The following is a 14,439-nucleotide window of genomic DNA, read 5'->3' as shown; positions in this document are numbered from 1 at the left end:
AATGGCGGCGGGCGAAAGTCAACGCCTGCACCCTGACGGTCCCGTGACCGGCCCCCACCACGTCAGTAGGGCGCTTCGCTGGTGCCCATCTCGACATAGACGGACTTGACCTGGCTGTAGTGCTCCAGCGCCGCCCGTCCGTTCTCTCGCCCGATGCCGGAGCGCTTGAAGCCGCCGAAGGGCATTTCCACTGGGGTCAGATTGTAGGCGTTGATCCAGCAGGTGCCGGCCTGCAGCTTCGCCACGACCCGGTGGCCGCGCTGGATGTCGCGGGTGTAGACGCCCGCCGCCAAGCCGAACTCGCTGGCATTGGCCCGGGCGATCGCCTCCTCCTCGTCGTCGAAATCGAGGACGCACATGACCGGGCCGAAGATCTCCTCGCCGGCGATGCGCATGTCGTCGGTCACGTCGGTGAAGACCGTCGGCTCGACGAAGACGCCGTCGGGAAAGCCGTCGACCTTCGCACTGCCGCCGCCGCAGGCGACCGTCGCGCCTTCCTGCCGGCCGATCTCCAGATAGGAGAGCACCTTCTCGTACTGGGCGCGCGAGACCAGCGGGCCGAGATCGGTGGTCACCCGCATCGGGTCGCCGAGGGTGATCGCCCTGGTGCGCGCCACCAGCTTCTCGACGAAGGCGGCCCGCACCGAGCGCTCGACGAAGACGCGGGTGCCGTTCGAGCAGATCTGGCCGGTGGAGTAGAAATTGCCGAGGATCGCGCCGGAAACCGCCGCATCGAGATCGGCATCGGCGAAGACCACGATCGGCGACTTGCCGCCGAGCTCCAGGGTCACGTGCTTGGTCGTCTGCGACGCCGCCTGCATCACCCGCGCGCCGGTCGGCACCGAGCCGGTGACCGACACCTTGGCGATCTGCGGATGCCCGGCGAGTGCCGCACCGACCGGGCCCATGCCCTGCACGACGTTGAAGACGCCGGCCGGCAGGCCCGCCTCGGACAGGATCTCGGCGAGTTTCAGCGCCGTCAGCGGCGTCACTTCAGAGGGCTTGAAGATCATCGCATTGCCGCAGGCCAGCGCCGGCGCGGCCTTCCAGGATGCGATCTGGATCGGGTAGTTCCAGGCGCCGATGCCGGCGCAGACGCCCAGCGGTTCGCGGCGCGTATAGGCGAAGGAGCCGCCGAGATCGATGTAGTCGCCGGTGATGTCGGCGGCCAGCGCGCCGAAATATTCCAGCGCGTCGGCGCCCGAGGCGGCATCCGCCACCAGCGTCTCGGACAGCGCCTTGCCGGTGTCCAGCGTCTCCAGCTCCGACAGCGCCTCGTTGCGGTCGCGCATGATCGCCGCGGCCCGGCGCAGGATGCGGCCGCGCTCGGCGCCGGTCATTGCCGCCCAGACGGCCTGCCCCTTCTGCGCCGCGGCAATGGCGCGCTCGATCAGGGCCGGGGTGGCCGCATGCAGTTCGGCGATGGTCTCGCCGGTGGCCGGATAGATGCTGGCGAAGGCCTCGCCGCTCTCGTCCTCGACATAGCCGCCGTCGATGTAATGGGATCCGTTGGGCTGGGCGCGCATGGCTTCGTCCTCTTCCTTCGTTGCCGCTTCTGTAACGCCGCCGGCCGCCGCGCGCCACCATGGCGGGTCCGCCGATGCCGCCGACACCGCCGCGCTTGACGTTGCGACCGCAACCCTCCATCTGTGCTGCGGGCCGAGGGAGCCTGCCGCTCGCGGGCGAAAGCCGTGGTGAATCCCCTTTCCGATCATCCGTGACGCCAATCGTGTTGGCATGCGGCCTGACGGCAATCGCGAGCCCCGACTTCAAGACGCCGCATGCGACGACCTCGAAAGGTTCAGCAGATGACCGGCATGCCCCACACCCAGACCGCCACCGACTACAAGGCCCAGGCCAGGCGCCTGCGCGCCGGACTGGCGGACACGGGCCACGACCTCACCCACAGCGCCGCCCTGGAACTGGTGGCGCGCCAGCATGGCGTGCGCGACTGGAACACGCTGAATGCGCTGGCCGCACGCGGTCGCTCCGTCGCCGATCTCACCATCGGCTCGACGGTGGCCGGCCGCTATCTCGGCCACGACTTCACCGGCGAACTCGTCGCGTTGCACGCTCTGTCCAAGAGCGGGCGCTACCGGGCCTCGATCCAGTTCGACACCCCGGTGGACGTCGTCTCCTTCGACAGTTTCTCGGCGTTCCGGCGGCGGGTGACCGTCACCGTGGATGCGACCGGCGCAACGGCCGAGAAGACCTCGGACGGCCGGCCACATCTGCAACTCGCGCTCTAGGCGCGGCCAAAACTCCGTGCCGGGCGCCCGTCCCGGCACGGCAGCGATCCGGACGCTTCGCCGCAGCCGGGGAACAGCTTGGCCACGGTCCCCTTTCCCTTGCCAATCACTGCAATTGGAGAAGCCCGATGACCACAGACATGGAACAGCGCACCCGCGAACGGATTCGCATCGAGCCGGCAACCGGCCCGGTGATCGTCAATTTCCATGGCGCGATCCTCGCCTCCACCAATGAGGCTCTGGTGCTGCACGAGACCGGCTACGACCCGGTCTACTACATCCCGAAGGACCGGGTGGAGATGGCCTATCTGCGCGAGAGCGACCGGCGCACGACCTGCCCGTTCAAGGGCGAGGCCCGCTACTGGTCGATCACCGCCGAGGCGCAGGCGGCCGACGATGCGGTCTGGGCCTATGACACGCCCCATGCCGGCGTCGGCGAGATCGCCGGCCATGTCGCCTTCGATCCGAGCAAGGTGACCGTCGCCGTCGATTGATCCGGCCGGGCCTTTCATCCTGCGCGGGGCCGGCAGCGGCCCCGCCGCGTCAGCGGTCGTTGTGGCCGAGGTCGCGAGCCGGATCGAGCCGGTCGCGCACCCGCTGCTTCAGGACCTTGGCCTCGGGAAAACCGCCATCGGCCTTGCGCTCCCAGATCGTCTCGCCCTCATAGCGGATCTCGAAGACGCCGCCGGTGCCCGGCACCAGCGCCACCTCGCCCAGATCCGGGCCGAACGTCGAGAGCAGCTCCTGCGCCATCCAGGCCGCCCGCAGCAGCCACTGGCACTGGGTGCAATAGGTGATCGCGATCCTCGGGGCCGCCACGTCGTCGCTCATTGCCTGTACTCCTGAAGCCTGCCGCGCTACCTCGGACATCGGAGCGGCATTCCGGCCGATCCGCGACGCGCCCTCCCGGACCCAACGATCGGCCGCAATGCTGCAATCCGCCCGTCCTGCACATGGCAGGCACCGCCGCCGGCTCAAGACCCGGATCGCCCGCGCCAGGGTCCGCCTGCGCCGGCTCTATCACGGCCACACCCGCAACGCCCTGCGCTTCCAGATGGCGGTGCTCCTCGTCGACATGGCGATCATCGCCTTCTTCGTCTTCAGCCCGATCCTGCGCGACGACCCGTCCTTCCTCTTCGTCGACTACTCGGTCGCCGCGATCCTGGCCGCCGACGTCGCCGCCCGGTGCTTTGCCGCCCGCAACCCGCTCAAATGGCTGCGCCAGCCCTTCGTGCTGCTCGACCTGGTGATCCTGGCGACGCTGCTGTTTCCCTACACCTTCATCAATTTCGGCTTCCTGCGGATCGTCCGCCTGTGGTCGATCTCCCAGAGCGGCGTCCTGTGGCGGCCGCTGCGGCGCTGGGGCCACAAGGACTGGGAACAGCTCGCCCGCGCGGTGGTGAATCTGATCACCTTCCTCTTCCTGGCGACGGGCTTCGTCTACACGACCTTCTTCCGCAAGGGCTCCGGCCTCGAAGGCTATCTCGACGCCCTCTATTTCACCGTCGCCTCGGTGACGACGACGGGCTACGGCGACATCACCCTGCCGGGCAGCTGGGGCAAGCTGACCTCGGTGGTCATCATGATCATCGGCATCTCGCTGTTCGTGCGGCTGGCGCAGGCGATCTTCCGGCCGCGCAAGGTGGATTACCCCTGCCCCAATTGCGGCCTGCAGCGCCACGACCCCGACGCCGTCCACTGCAAGGCCTGCGGCCAGCTCCTGAAGATTCCCGACCCCGGCGACTGACCGGACTGCCGCCGCAAACGGCCGTCTCCGGACGACGCCGTGACGGGCACCGCGCGCCGGGCGGCGGCATCGCCGCACTTGCATACTACAAATATCCTTGTAGTATTGCAGCATGGATGAAGACAGAGCCGTCGCGGCGCTCGCCGCCCTTGCCCATGCCGACCGCCTCGCCGCCTTCCGCGCCCTCGTGCAGGCCGGCCCCGAGGGACTGCCCTCCGGCGTGATCGCGGAGCGTCTCGGCGCGGCCCCCACCCGGATGAGCTTTCATCTCGCCGCCCTCGAGCGCGGCGGGCTGATCGGCTCGCGGCGGGACGGACGGCGCATCCTCTATGCCGTCCGCTACGACGAGATGCGCGGCCTGCTGGGCTTCCTCACCGAGGATTGCTGCGGCGGCCGGCCCGAGCTTTGCGGCGATCTTGCCGCGCTGGTGCCCGCCTGCGGGACAGAGGAGGCCTGCCGATGACCCGGTCCGATCCGTTCAACGTGCTGTTCCTGTGTACGGGCAATTCCGCCCGCTCGATCCTCGCCGAAGCCATCCTGCGCAAGGAGGGCGGCGGGCGCTTCAACGCCTTTTCGGCGGGCAGCTTCCCCAGGCCCGACGTCCACCCGATGAGCCTCGAGCTCCTGGCCGAGCATGGCTATCCGACCGAGGGGCTGCGGTCGAAGACCTGGGACGAGTTCGCCGAGCCGGGCGCGCCGAAGATGGATTTCGTCTTCACCGTCTGCGACGACGCGGCCGGCGAATCCTGCCCGGTCTGGCCGGGCCAGCCGATGACCGGGCATTGGGGCATCGAGGATCCGGCGGCGGAAACACGCGGCGGAATGTGGCAGCGCGCTGCCTTTCTGCGTGCGCTGCATTACATGCGCAATCGCATCGCCGTCTTCACGGCGTTGCCGATTGAAACGCTCGAGCGCAGCAGCCTGACCGCCGAGATCCGTGCCATTGGCCGGTTGGAGGGGACGACGGCGACCGCTCCCCAGCCAGCAGAGGCCCCATGACCGTCACGATCTATCACAACCCCGACTGCGGCACTTCGCGCAACACCCTCGCCATGATCCGCCAGTCCGGCGAGGAGCCGCAGGTCATCGAATATCTGAGGAACCCGCCCAGCCGCGAGACGCTGATCGAGCTTCTCAACATGATGCAGATGAAGCCGCGCGACCTGCTGCGCGAAAAGGGCACGCCCTATGCCGAGCTCGGCCTCGATGATCCGAAGCTGTCGGACGAGGAGATCCTCGCCGCGATGATGCAGCACCCGATCCTGATCAACCGCCCGATCGTGGTGACCGACAAGGGCGCCCGGCTGTGCCGTCCGTCGGAGACCGTGCTGGAGATCCTGCCGGATCCCGAGATCGGCCTGTTCACCAAGGAGGATGGCGAAGTGGTGATCGAAGGAAGCGAACACTACCATGACGGATGAGCCTGCAACGCCGTTCGACCTGCCGAACATCGCCGCCGACCAGCTGGAACGGCCCGATGTCGCGGCGCTGGCCGGGTCGGACGGTCCGGCCCATGCGCCGCGGATCCTGGTCCTCTACGGCTCGATCCGCGAACGCTCCTATTCGCGCCTCGCCTCGGAGGAAGCAGGCCGGCTGCTGCGCTGGTTCGGCTGCGAGGTGAAGACCTTCGATCCGCGCGACCTGCCGCTGCCCGACGGTGCCGAGCCCTCCCATCCGAAGGTGAAGGAGCTGCGCGATCTCACCATGTGGGCCGAGGGCATGGTCTGGGTCAGCCCGGAGCGCCACGGCGCGATGACGGCGATCATGAAGGCGCAGATCGACTGGCTGCCGCTGTCGCTCGGCGGCGTGCGGCCGACCCAGGGCAAGACGCTGGCGGTCATGCAGGTGTCCGGCGGCTCGCAATCCTTCAACGCCGTCAACCAGATGCGCATTCTCGGCCGCTGGATGCGCATGGTCACCATCCCCAACCAGTCGTCGGTGGCCAAGGCCTTCAACGAATTCGACGAGGCCGGGCGGATGAAGCCGTCCGCCTATTACAACCGCATCGTCGATGTCTGCGAGGAGCTGGTGAAGTTCACCCATCTCGTGCGCGGCCGGTCGGACTATCTGACCGATCGCTATTCCGAGCGCGTGGAGAGCGCGGAAGCCGTCTCCCTCAGGGTCAACCAGCGCTCGATCTGAGCTTTCTTGCCTCCCCGTCCCGGACATTGCCATGCTCGCCTTCGCGATCTTCCTCGCCACCCTGATCCTCGTCATCTGGCAGCCGAAGGGCCTTGGCATCGGCTGGAGCGCGCTGGGCGGCGCGGCGGTGGCAATGGCCGTCGGGGTGGTCGATTTCACCGATCTCGGCGTCGTCTGGGATATCGTCTGGGACGCGACCTTCACCTTTGTCGGGCTGATCGTCATCTCGCTGATCCTCGACGAGGCGGGCTTCTTCCACTGGGCGGCGTTGCATGTAGCGCGCTGGGGCGGCGGCAACGGACGGCGGCTGTTCCCGCTCGTCGTGCTGCTCGGCGCGGTGATCGCGGCCTTCTTCGCCAATGACGGCGCGGCGCTGCTTCTGACGCCGATCGTGCTGGCGATCCTCCTGCGGCTCGACTTCCGGCCCGAGGCGGCGCTGGCCTTCATCGTCGCCACCGGCTTCGTCGCCGACACGACCAGCCTGCCGCTGGTCATCTCCAATCTCGTGAACATCGTCTCGGCGAATTATTTCGACATCAGCTTCAACCGCTACGCGCTGGTCATGGTGCCGGTCGACCTCGTCGCGCTGGCGGCGACGCTGGCGGTGCTGTGGGTCTATTACGGCCGGGCGATCCCGGCGGCCTATCCGGTGGAGGAACTGGAAGCGCCGCGTTCGGCGATCCGCGACCCGCTGGTGTTCCGCGCCGCCTTCCCGCTGCTCGGCCTCCTGCTGGTCGCCTATTTCGTCACCGGCCCGTTCGACGTGCCGATCGCCTTCGTCACCGGCGCCGCGGCCTTGCTGCTGCTGGCCATCGCCGGCCGCTGGATCGGCAAGGGCGCGGCGGTGGTGCCGATCGGCCGGGTCCTGCGCAATGCGCCCTGGCAGATCGTCCTGTTCTCGGTCGGCATGTATCTGGTGGTCTACGGCCTCGGCAATGCCGGCCTGACGGATCTGGCCGCCGGCCTCCTGGTCTGGCTCGGCCAGCAGGGCAATCTCGTGGCGACCGTCGGCAGCGGCTTTGCCGCCGCCATCCTCGCCTCGGTGATGAACAACATGCCGGCGACGCTGGTCGGGGCGCTGGCCATCGACCGGGCGGACGTCGCGCCGCTGACCCAGGAGCTGATGATCTACGCCAACGTCATCGGCAACGATCTCGGGCCGAAATTCACCCCGATCGGCAGCCTCGCCACGCTGCTCTGGCTGCATGTCCTGGCCACCAAGGGACATCGCATCACCTGGGGCCAGTACATGAAGGTCGGGCTGGTCATCACGCCGCCAGTGCTCCTGGCGACGCTTCTCGCGCTGGTCGTCTGGCTGCCTCTGGTGAACGGCAGCTAGGCCGGATCAGACCGCCGGCCAGCGATGGTGGAAGACACCGTCGCGGTCGAGCCGGTGGAAGGTGTGGGCCCCGAACAGGTCGCGCTGCGCCTGGGTCAGATTGGTGGTGCCGCGCGCCCGGCGATAATCGTCGAAATAGGCGAGCGCCGCCGACAGCGCCGGCACCGGGATGCCGGCCATGGACGCCTTGGCGACGACCTTGCGCAGCGCCGTCTGCCCCGCCTCGACCCGGCCGATGAAGGCCGGCGACTGCAACAAATTGACCACGCCGCCGGTCTCGTAGGCGCCGGCGATGTCGTCGAGGAACTGCGAGCGGATGATGCAGCCGGCGCGCCAAATCTCGGCGATGGTGCCGAGCGGCAGGTTCCAGCCGAACTCCTCCGAAGCCGAGGCCATGGTGGCATAGCCCTGGGCGTAGGCGATGATCTTGGCGGTCTCCAGCGCCTGCTCCAGCTCGGCGATGCCGGCGGCCTCGCCGGAGAAATCCGCCGCCTCGGTGGCGATGCCGGCATAGAGACGGCTCGCCTCGGCCCGCTCGGAGCGGCGCGAGGAGACGCCACGCGCCGAGACCGCGGCCTCGATGGTGGTGGCGCCGACGCCCAGCTTCTGCGCCTCGATGACCGCCCAGCGGCCGGTGCCCTTCTGGCCGGCCTCGTCGACGATCAGGTCGACCAGCGGCTTGCCCGTCTCCGGGTCCTTCTCGGCGAGATTCACCGCGGTGATCTCGATCAGATAGGAGGACAGGCCGCCCTTGTTCCACTCGGCGAAGATCGCCGCCATGGCGTCCGCCTGCATCCCCATGCCGTCGCGCATGATGCCGTAGATCTCGGCGATCATCTGCATGTCGGCATATTCGATGCCGTTGTGGATGGTCTTGACGAAATGGCCGGCTCCGTCCGGGCCGAGCCAGGCGACGCAGGGCGCGCCCTCGTATTTCGCCGCGATCTTGGTCAGGATCGGCTCGAGCTGCGGATAGGTGTCCTTGGCGCCGCCGACCATGATCGAGGGGCCGTGGCGCGCACCGAGCTCGCCGCCCGATACGCCCATGCCGACGAAGTTGAGGCCGGTGCCCTCGACGTCCCTGGAGCGGCGAACCGTGTCGTTGAAATCGGCATTGCCGGCGTCGATCATTACGTCGCCGGGCGACAGCAGCGGCGCCACCTCGGCCATCTCGTCATCGACGATCTTGCCGGCCGGGACCATGAACAGCACCAGCCGCGGGCTCTTCAGCGAGGCGACGAATTCCTTCAGCGTGGAGGCCGGCACGACATTGTCGCCGATGCCCGGATTGTCGTCGCGCAGGGCAAAGCCCTTCTCGACGGTGCGGTTGAAGACCGCCACCCTGAAGCCCTTCTCGGCGATGTTGAGCGCGAGATTGGCGCCCATCGTCCCGAGACCATAGACCCCGATATCGGCCGGCCGATCAACCATCTGACTTCTCCTGTCTTCCCCCGCCTCGGGCGATGCGCCACGCCGGACGGTCCGTCGAATTGCGTTTCGCGGCGGTCGCCGCGCGTGTCAGCTCTTCAGCCGCCAGCCGGTGCGGAAGATCCAGCCGATGACCAGCAGGCTGGCCACCAGAAAGACCAGCGTCATGGCAAGGCTCACCCCGATCGACACGTCCGACGTGCCGTAGAAGGCCCAGCGAAAGCCGCTGATCAGATAGACGACCGGATTGACCAGGCTGACGTCCTGCCAGAACTCCGGCAGCATCTTGATGGAATAGAAGCTGCCTCCCAGAAAGGCCAGTGGGGTGATGATCAGCAGCGGCACGAGCTGCAGTTTCTCGAAGCCGTCGGCCCAGATGCCGATGATGAAGCCGAACAGCGAGAAGGTGATCGCCGTCAGGACGAGGAAGGAGAGCATCCAGATCGGATGCTCGATCCGCAGATCGACGAAGAACCAGGCGGTGGCGAGGATGATCAGGCCGAGCATGGCCGATTTGGTGGCCGCCGCGCCGACATAGCCGAGCACGATCTCGAAGGCCGAGATCGGCGCCGACAGGATCTCGTAGATCGTGCCTACGAATTTGGGGAAATAGATGCCGAAGGCGGCATTGGTCAGGCTCTGCTGCAACAGCGACAGCATGATCAGGCCGGGCACGATGAAGGCGCCGTAGGAGACGCCGTCGATCTCCTCGATACGCGAGCCGATGGCCGCGCCGAAGACGACGAAATAGAGCGAGGTCGAGATGACCGGCGAGATCACGCTCTGCATGATGGTCCGCCAGGTGCGGGCCATCTCGAACTTGTAGATTGCGCGGACCGCAGCGAAATTCATGCCTCGTCCCTCACCAGGTTCACGAAGATTTCCTCCAGCGTGGACTGTTTGGTCGACAGGTCGCGGAAGCGGATGCCGGCGTCCGACAGGCGGCTCATCAGCGTGGCGATGCCGGTGCGCTCGGCCGTGGTGTCGTAGCTGTAGGTCAGGCTCTCCCCGTCCGGCGCCAGCGTGATGTCGTAGTCGTCGAGCCCGTCCGGCAGGCGCTGGATCGGCTCCTGCAGATGCAGGGTCAGTTCCTTGTGGCCGAGCTTGCGCATCAGCTCGGCCTTGTCCTCGACCAGGATCAGCTCGCCGCGCGAGATGACGCCGATACGGTCGGCCATCATCTCGGCTTCCTCGATATAGTGGGTGGTCAGGATGATGGTGACGCCGGATTCGCGCAGCTTGCGCACGACTTCCCACATCTCGCGGCGCAGGCCGACATCGACGCCGGCCGTCGGCTCGTCGAGGAACAGCACCTCCGGCTCGTGCGACAGCGCCTTGGCGATCAGGACGCGGCGCTTCATGCCGCCCGACAGGGTCATGATCTTGCTGTCGCGCTTGTCCCACAGCGACAGGTCGCGCAGCACCTTCTCGATATGGGCCGGATTGCGCTTCTTGCCGAACAGCCCGCGCGAGAAGGAGACGGTCGCCCAGACGCTCTCGAAGGCGTCGGTGGTCAGCTCCTGCGGGACCAGGCCGATCATCGAGCGGGCGGCGCGGAAGTCGCGGTCGATGTCGTGGCCGCCGACCGAGATCGAGCCCTCGGTCAGGCCGGCAATGCCGCAGATGATCGAAATCAGCGTCGTCTTGCCGGCGCCGTTGGGGCCGAGCAGCGCGAAGATCTCGCCCTTGTCGATGGACAGGTCGATGTTCTTCAGCGCCTGGAAGCCGCCCGCATAGGTCTTCGAGACGTTCTGGACGGAGAGGATCGGTGCCATGGAGAGATGCTACCGCTGCAGGAGACGGCCGGAGCGAGCGAATGTCGCCGGGCATTTCCACCCGACATAGCCGTTCGGCCAGCTTTGGCCAGAGGCAGTCGGACGGACGGATCGTCAACCGGCATACCCGCAGACGAGAACGCCCGCAAACGACGGGGCAGCGGGAAGCTGGCGCGTCGTTTGCGGGCGGTGAATCCGGCCCGTCGCGCGCAGGCCGTGCCTGCGCCGGGCAGATCGAGGCGGGAGAAGCCTCCCGCGCCCTGTCAGAAGGGGTAGCTACGTGCCGAGAAACGGCCCTGGTCGACCTCGCGGAGACGGCGCTCCAGGTCGGACATGGACACGGACTGGTCCAGATAGGCCCGAACCCGCTCCTGCTCGCGGTTGCGGCGGAAGGCGCCGCGGATCTTGTCGGTGATGTTCATGATCGGTCTCCTTTCCGCCCTTAGATGGAAGCTTTGCCGCAATGCAGCAATGCCGCGCGATGCAAGGCAGCCATGCCGTGGCGGCACGGCGGCGGAAAGGATTCGTTAACGATCCCGGCCCGCAGCCTCAGCCGACCGGGATGCGGCTCAGGCGGCTTCCTCGGAAATCGCCACGATCTCGGCATCGGCCGTGCCGGCGCGCACGACGTCACCGACGGTCCGGCCGATCAGGCTGCGGGCCAGCGGCGACAGATAGGAGATCAGCCCGGCGGACGGATCGGCCTCGTCGATCCCGACAATGGTGAATTGCTGGGTGCGGCCATCCTCGCGCTCGATCGACACGACGCTGCCGAACTGGGCGGTGCCGCCGGTGTCGCGCGGCCGGATCAACTCGGCGGTCGCCCGCCGGGCATTCCAGTAGCGCAGATCGCGATTGATGTTCGCGATGGCGATCTTGTCGTCGGCCTGCCGCGCCGCCTCCTTGCGCTCGTTCAGCGCGGCGACCTCGGCATCGATCAGCGACAGCCCGCGCGGCGTGACGAGATTGGGCTCGGTGCCCAGATCGCGATCCGGCAGCACCTCGACCTGGTCGTCATTGGGTTCCTTGACGAAAGCGACACTCATCGGACGACATCCTGTTGTTGTACAAGGGATGTAGGGTCGCCGACGACGCGCTCAACCGGCCCGGCAAGGCGGGCGCATCCGACAAACGGACGCCCACCCCGCCGAGCGGTCTGTTCCATGGAAACCATCAGACGCGAAACGCGACCGGTGCAACACCGGTCCGCGGACCCTCAGATATCCAGGTTGGCAACCTGCAAAGCGTGTTCCTGGATGAACTCGCGGCGCGGCTCGACCTCGTCGCCCATCAGCCGCGAGAACAGCTGGTCGGCGTCGGTGGCGTCGTTGATCTTGACCATCACCAGGGTGCGGGCTTCCGGGTCCAGCGTGGTTTCCCAGAGCTGCTCCGGGTTCATCTCGCCCAGCCCCTTGTAGCGCTGCAGGGTCAGGCCCTTGCGGCCGACCTCGAAGACCGCGGTCAGAAGCTCCAGCGGGCCGGTGAGCTCGCGCTCGGTGTCGCGCCGGCGCAGCACCGGCAGGCCCTGATAGATCTCGGCCAGCCGTCCCGCGAGGCGGTTGAGCTGCAGGCCGTCGCCGGAATTGATCAGCGCCGCGTCGATCGTCTGCACCTCGGAAACGCCGCGCACGGTGCGCATCAGGCGATAGCCGCCATCGACCGCCTCGCCGGACCAGCCGCGCTCGGTTTCCTCGGCGACGTCGTCCAGTCGCTCGGCGATCCGCTGGGCCATCTGCGGGCCCTTGGCCGCGTCGTCGGCCATCTCCGGCGACAGGGCGCCGACGACGGCCGCCTGCTCGATGACGCTGCGATCGTAGCGCGAATGTAGGCTGCTCATCACCTGGCGCACCTGCAGCGCGTCCTCGACGACGCCGCGCAGATCGCGGCCGGTGCGGACCTCGCCATGGGCGAGGGTCAGCCCGGCATCGTCGAGACCACCCTCGATCAGATAGTTCTCGAGCGCCTTCTCGTCCTTCAGATACTGGCTCTGCTTGCCGCGCGTCACCTTATAGAGCGGCGGCTGGGCGATGTAGATGTAGCCGCGCTCGATCAGCTCCGGCATCTGCCGGAAGAAGAAGGTCAGCAGGAGGGTGCGGATATGGGCGCCGTCGACGTCGGCGTCCGTCATGATGATGATCTTGTGGTAGCGCAGCTTCTCGATGTTGAACTCGTCCTTGCCGATGGACGTGCCCAGCGCCGTGATCAGCGTGCCGATCTGGTCGGAGCCCAGCATGCGGTCGAAGCGGGCGCGCTCGACATTCAGGATCTTGCCGCGCAGGGGCAGGATCGCCTGGTTCTTGCGCGAGCGCGCGCCCTTGGCCGAGCCGCCGGCCGAGTCGCCCTCGACGATGAAGATCTCGGATTTCGCCGGATCGCGCTCCTGGCAGTCGGCCAGCTTGCCGGGCAGCGAGGTGATGTCCAGGGCGCCCTTGCGCCGGGTCAGGTCGCGCGCCTTGCGGGCGGCCTCGCGGGCCGAGGCGGCTTCCACCACCTTGGCGATGACGATCTTGGCTTCCTGCGGATGCTCCTCGAACCAGGTCGAGAGGGTCTCGTTGACGAGGCCCTCGACCACCGGTCGCACCTCGGAGGAGACCAGCTTGTCCTTGGTCTGCGACGAGAATTTCGGGTCCGGCACCTTCACCGACAAAACACAGGACAGGCCCTCGCGGCAATCGTCGCCGGTCAGCGTCACCTTCTCGCGCTTCAGCGCGCCGGAGGTCTCCGCATAGCCGGTCACCTGCCGGGTCAGGCCGCCGCGGAAGCCCGCCATATGCGTGCCGCCGTCGCGCTGCGGGATGTTGTTGGTGAAGCAGAGGACGGATTCATTGTAGCTGTCGTTCCACCACAGCGCCGCCTCGACGACGATGCCGTCCTTCTCGCCATGCAGCACGATCGGCTCGGGGATCAGCGGCTTGCGGGCGCGGTCGAGATAGCGGACGAAGGCTTCCAGACCGCCCTCGTAGAACAGCTCGGTGACCTTCTCGTCGGCATGGCGCTTGTCGGTGAGGATGATCCGCACGCCGGAATTCAGGAAGGCCAGCTCGCGCAGCCGGTGCTCCAGCGTGCCGTAGTCGAACTCGGTGACGCCCTGGAAGGTGTCGGTCGACGGCAGGAAGGTGATCGCCGTGCCGGTCTCGTCGCCGGCGTCCCCGGTCACCTCCAGCGAGCCGTCCGGCACGCCGTGGGTGAAGGACATCTCGTGGATCTTGCCCTTGCGCCGGATCTTCATCGACAGCTTGACCGACAGCGCGTTGACTACCGAGACGCCGACGCCGTGCAGGCCGCCTGAGACCTTGTAGGAATTCTGGTCGAACTTACCGCCGGCATGCAGCTGGGTCATGATGACCTCGGCCGCCGAGACGCCCTCGCCGGTGTGGATGTCGGTCGGGATGCCGCGGCCATTGTCGGTGACGGTGCACGAACCGTCCGGGTTCAGCGTCACGGTGACATGGGTGGCGTGCCCGGCCAGCGCCTCGTCGATGGCGTTGTCCACCACCTCGTAGACCATGTGGTGCAGGCCCGAGCCGTCATCGGTGTCGCCGATATACATGCCGGGACGCTTGCGCACGGCGTCCAGCCCCTTCAGGACCTTGATCGAGTCGGCACCATATTCGGGATTGGCAAGCGGATCGGTCTCGGGGATAGCTGACATGATGGTCCTTGGTCTCGGGCCGAGCACCCGGGGAGGGCGAATCGGCCAAAATTCACTCTTTTATATAGGGTCTCTCCTTCATTGACGAAAGCGCCTGCCGGCCCTAC

General features: G+C 67.3%; 16 protein-coding genes. 8 read left to right on the top strand and 8 right to left on the bottom strand.

What is annotated here, in order from left to right; all coding sequences use genetic code 11:
- Positions 1–62: 62 nt before the first annotated feature.
- Positions 63–1,526: a betaine-aldehyde dehydrogenase gene (gene betB, locus J3367_RS07990; RefSeq protein WP_024349570.1), complete on the bottom strand. Its 1,464-nt coding sequence runs from the start codon at positions 1,524–1,526 to the stop codon at positions 63–65.
- Positions 1,527–1,817: 291 nt separating this feature from the next.
- On the opposite strand from betB, the gene J3367_RS07985 reads away from it, so the two are divergent.
- Both J3367_RS07985 and J3367_RS07980 read left to right on the top strand, forming a co-directional pair.
- Entirely contained in the window at positions 1,818–2,249 is a 432-nt protein-coding gene (locus tag J3367_RS07985; RefSeq protein WP_024349569.1) for a glyoxalase superfamily protein, read from the top strand.
- Positions 2,250–2,377: 128 nt separating this feature from the next.
- A complete protein-coding gene (locus tag J3367_RS07980) occupies positions 2,378–2,743 on the top strand; it encodes a DUF427 domain-containing protein (protein WP_051141521.1) in 366 nt (121 codons plus the stop codon).
- Between the two features lie 49 nt (positions 2,744–2,792).
- On the opposite strand, the gene J3367_RS07975 is transcribed toward J3367_RS07980, so the two are convergent.
- Positions 2,793–3,080, bottom strand: coding sequence for a SelT/SelW/SelH family protein (locus tag J3367_RS07975; RefSeq protein ID WP_024349567.1), 288 nt, complete (start codon positions 3,078–3,080; stop codon positions 2,793–2,795).
- Between the two features lie 97 nt (positions 3,081–3,177).
- On the opposite strand from J3367_RS07975, the gene J3367_RS07970 reads away from it, so the two are divergent.
- The 6 genes from J3367_RS07970 (at position 3,178) to J3367_RS07945 (ending at position 7,477) form a co-directional block, all read left to right on the top strand.
- The gene (locus J3367_RS07970; protein WP_024349566.1) at positions 3,178–3,996 is read left to right on the top strand and encodes a potassium channel family protein; all 819 of its coding nucleotides are present in this window, start codon (positions 3,178–3,180) and stop codon (positions 3,994–3,996) included.
- Between the two features lie 112 nt (positions 3,997–4,108).
- Positions 4,109–4,459: an ArsR/SmtB family transcription factor gene (locus J3367_RS07965; protein ID WP_009210981.1), complete on the top strand. Its 351-nt coding sequence runs from the start codon at positions 4,109–4,111 to the stop codon at positions 4,457–4,459.
- A complete protein-coding gene (locus J3367_RS07960; RefSeq protein WP_024349565.1) occupies positions 4,456–4,995 on the top strand; it encodes an arsenate reductase ArsC in 540 nt (179 codons plus the stop codon). The genes J3367_RS07965 and J3367_RS07960 overlap by 4 nt, the downstream gene beginning before the upstream one ends.
- Positions 4,992–5,417 carry an arsenate reductase (glutaredoxin) gene (gene arsC / locus J3367_RS07955; RefSeq protein WP_024349564.1) on the top strand — a complete coding sequence of 142 codons (426 nt, stop codon included), beginning with the start codon at positions 4,992–4,994 and terminating at the stop codon, positions 5,415–5,417. The genes J3367_RS07960 and arsC overlap by 4 nt, the downstream gene beginning before the upstream one ends.
- Positions 5,407–6,138, top strand: a complete 732-nt coding sequence (gene arsH / locus J3367_RS07950) for an arsenical resistance protein ArsH (RefSeq protein WP_024349563.1) — start codon at positions 5,407–5,409, stop codon at positions 6,136–6,138. Before arsC ends, arsH begins: the two co-directional genes overlap by 11 nt.
- 31 nt (positions 6,139–6,169) lie before the next feature.
- Positions 6,170–7,477: an arsenic transporter gene (locus tag J3367_RS07945; RefSeq protein ID WP_024349562.1), complete on the top strand. Its 1,308-nt coding sequence runs from the start codon at positions 6,170–6,172 to the stop codon at positions 7,475–7,477.
- 6 nt (positions 7,478–7,483) lie between these two features.
- Here the strand turns inward: J3367_RS07945 and gndA are convergent, their stop codons facing one another.
- From gndA to gyrB, 6 genes are all read right to left on the bottom strand, one after another.
- Positions 7,484–8,908, bottom strand: a complete 1,425-nt coding sequence (gndA, locus tag J3367_RS07940; RefSeq protein ID WP_024349561.1) for an NADP-dependent phosphogluconate dehydrogenase — start codon at positions 8,906–8,908, stop codon at positions 7,484–7,486.
- An 87-nt stretch (positions 8,909–8,995) separates the two neighbouring features.
- Complete coding sequence (locus J3367_RS07935; protein ID WP_024349560.1) at positions 8,996–9,757, bottom strand: ABC transporter permease; 762 nt, start codon at positions 9,755–9,757, stop codon at positions 8,996–8,998.
- Positions 9,754–10,680 (bottom strand): ABC transporter ATP-binding protein, encoded by a 927-nt coding sequence (locus J3367_RS07930; protein ID WP_009210988.1) that lies wholly within the window; start codon positions 10,678–10,680, stop codon positions 9,754–9,756. The genes J3367_RS07935 and J3367_RS07930 overlap by 4 nt, the downstream gene beginning before the upstream one ends.
- A gap of 263 nt (positions 10,681–10,943) precedes the next feature.
- Entirely contained in the window at positions 10,944–11,102 is a 159-nt protein-coding gene (locus J3367_RS07925) for a DUF3563 family protein (protein ID WP_081651831.1), read from the bottom strand.
- Between the two features lie 147 nt (positions 11,103–11,249).
- On the bottom strand, positions 11,250–11,726 hold the full coding sequence (locus tag J3367_RS07920) for a GreA/GreB family elongation factor (protein ID WP_024349559.1): 477 nt from the start codon (positions 11,724–11,726) through the stop codon (positions 11,250–11,252).
- A gap of 170 nt (positions 11,727–11,896) precedes the next feature.
- The gene (gene gyrB, locus J3367_RS07915) at positions 11,897–14,332 is read right to left on the bottom strand and encodes a DNA topoisomerase (ATP-hydrolyzing) subunit B (protein WP_024349558.1); all 2,436 of its coding nucleotides are present in this window, start codon (positions 14,330–14,332) and stop codon (positions 11,897–11,899) included.
- Between the last annotated feature and the right edge of the window lie 107 nt (positions 14,333–14,439).

Origin of the sequence: Aurantimonas sp. NFXS3, assembly GCF_049132005.1 — a bacterium.
GTDB lineage: Bacteria > Pseudomonadota > Alphaproteobacteria > Rhizobiales > Rhizobiaceae > Aurantimonas > Aurantimonas coralicida.
The sequence above is the reverse complement of the archived record's forward strand: the minus strand, read 5'-3'. Positions and strand labels throughout refer to the sequence as shown.

What these genes read in the sequence shown, in the direction of transcription:
- gndA (WP_024349561.1), bottom strand. Translation starts at nt 8,908, where the DNA reads ATGGTTGATCGGCCGGCCGATATCGGGGTCTATGGTCTCGGGACGATG.
- J3367_RS07925 (WP_081651831.1), bottom strand. Translation starts at nt 11,102, where the DNA reads ATGAACATCACCGACAAGATCCGCGGCGCCTTCCGCCGCAACCGCGAG.
- J3367_RS07970 (WP_024349566.1), top strand. Translation starts at nt 3,178, where the DNA reads ATGCTGCAATCCGCCCGTCCTGCACATGGCAGGCACCGCCGCCGGCTC.
- J3367_RS07985 (WP_024349569.1), top strand. Translation starts at nt 1,818, where the DNA reads ATGCCCCACACCCAGACCGCCACCGACTACAAGGCCCAGGCCAGGCGC.
- J3367_RS07980 (WP_051141521.1), top strand. Translation starts at nt 2,378, where the DNA reads ATGACCACAGACATGGAACAGCGCACCCGCGAACGGATTCGCATCGAG.
- arsC (WP_024349564.1), top strand. Translation starts at nt 4,992, where the DNA reads ATGACCGTCACGATCTATCACAACCCCGACTGCGGCACTTCGCGCAAC.
- gyrB (WP_024349558.1), bottom strand. Translation starts at nt 14,332, where the DNA reads ATGTCAGCTATCCCCGAGACCGATCCGCTTGCCAATCCCGAATATGGT.
- J3367_RS07975 (WP_024349567.1), bottom strand. Translation starts at nt 3,080, where the DNA reads ATGAGCGACGACGTGGCGGCCCCGAGGATCGCGATCACCTATTGCACC.
- J3367_RS07930 (WP_009210988.1), bottom strand. Translation starts at nt 10,680, where the DNA reads ATGGCACCGATCCTCTCCGTCCAGAACGTCTCGAAGACCTATGCGGGC.
- arsH (WP_024349563.1), top strand. Translation starts at nt 5,407, where the DNA reads ATGACGGATGAGCCTGCAACGCCGTTCGACCTGCCGAACATCGCCGCC.
- betB (WP_024349570.1), bottom strand. Translation starts at nt 1,526, where the DNA reads ATGCGCGCCCAGCCCAACGGATCCCATTACATCGACGGCGGCTATGTC.
- J3367_RS07945 (WP_024349562.1), top strand. Translation starts at nt 6,170, where the DNA reads ATGCTCGCCTTCGCGATCTTCCTCGCCACCCTGATCCTCGTCATCTGG.
- J3367_RS07965 (WP_009210981.1), top strand. Translation starts at nt 4,109, where the DNA reads ATGGATGAAGACAGAGCCGTCGCGGCGCTCGCCGCCCTTGCCCATGCC.
- J3367_RS07920 (WP_024349559.1), bottom strand. Translation starts at nt 11,726, where the DNA reads ATGAGTGTCGCTTTCGTCAAGGAACCCAATGACGACCAGGTCGAGGTG.
- J3367_RS07960 (WP_024349565.1), top strand. Translation starts at nt 4,456, where the DNA reads ATGACCCGGTCCGATCCGTTCAACGTGCTGTTCCTGTGTACGGGCAAT.
- J3367_RS07935 (WP_024349560.1), bottom strand. Translation starts at nt 9,757, where the DNA reads ATGAATTTCGCTGCGGTCCGCGCAATCTACAAGTTCGAGATGGCCCGC.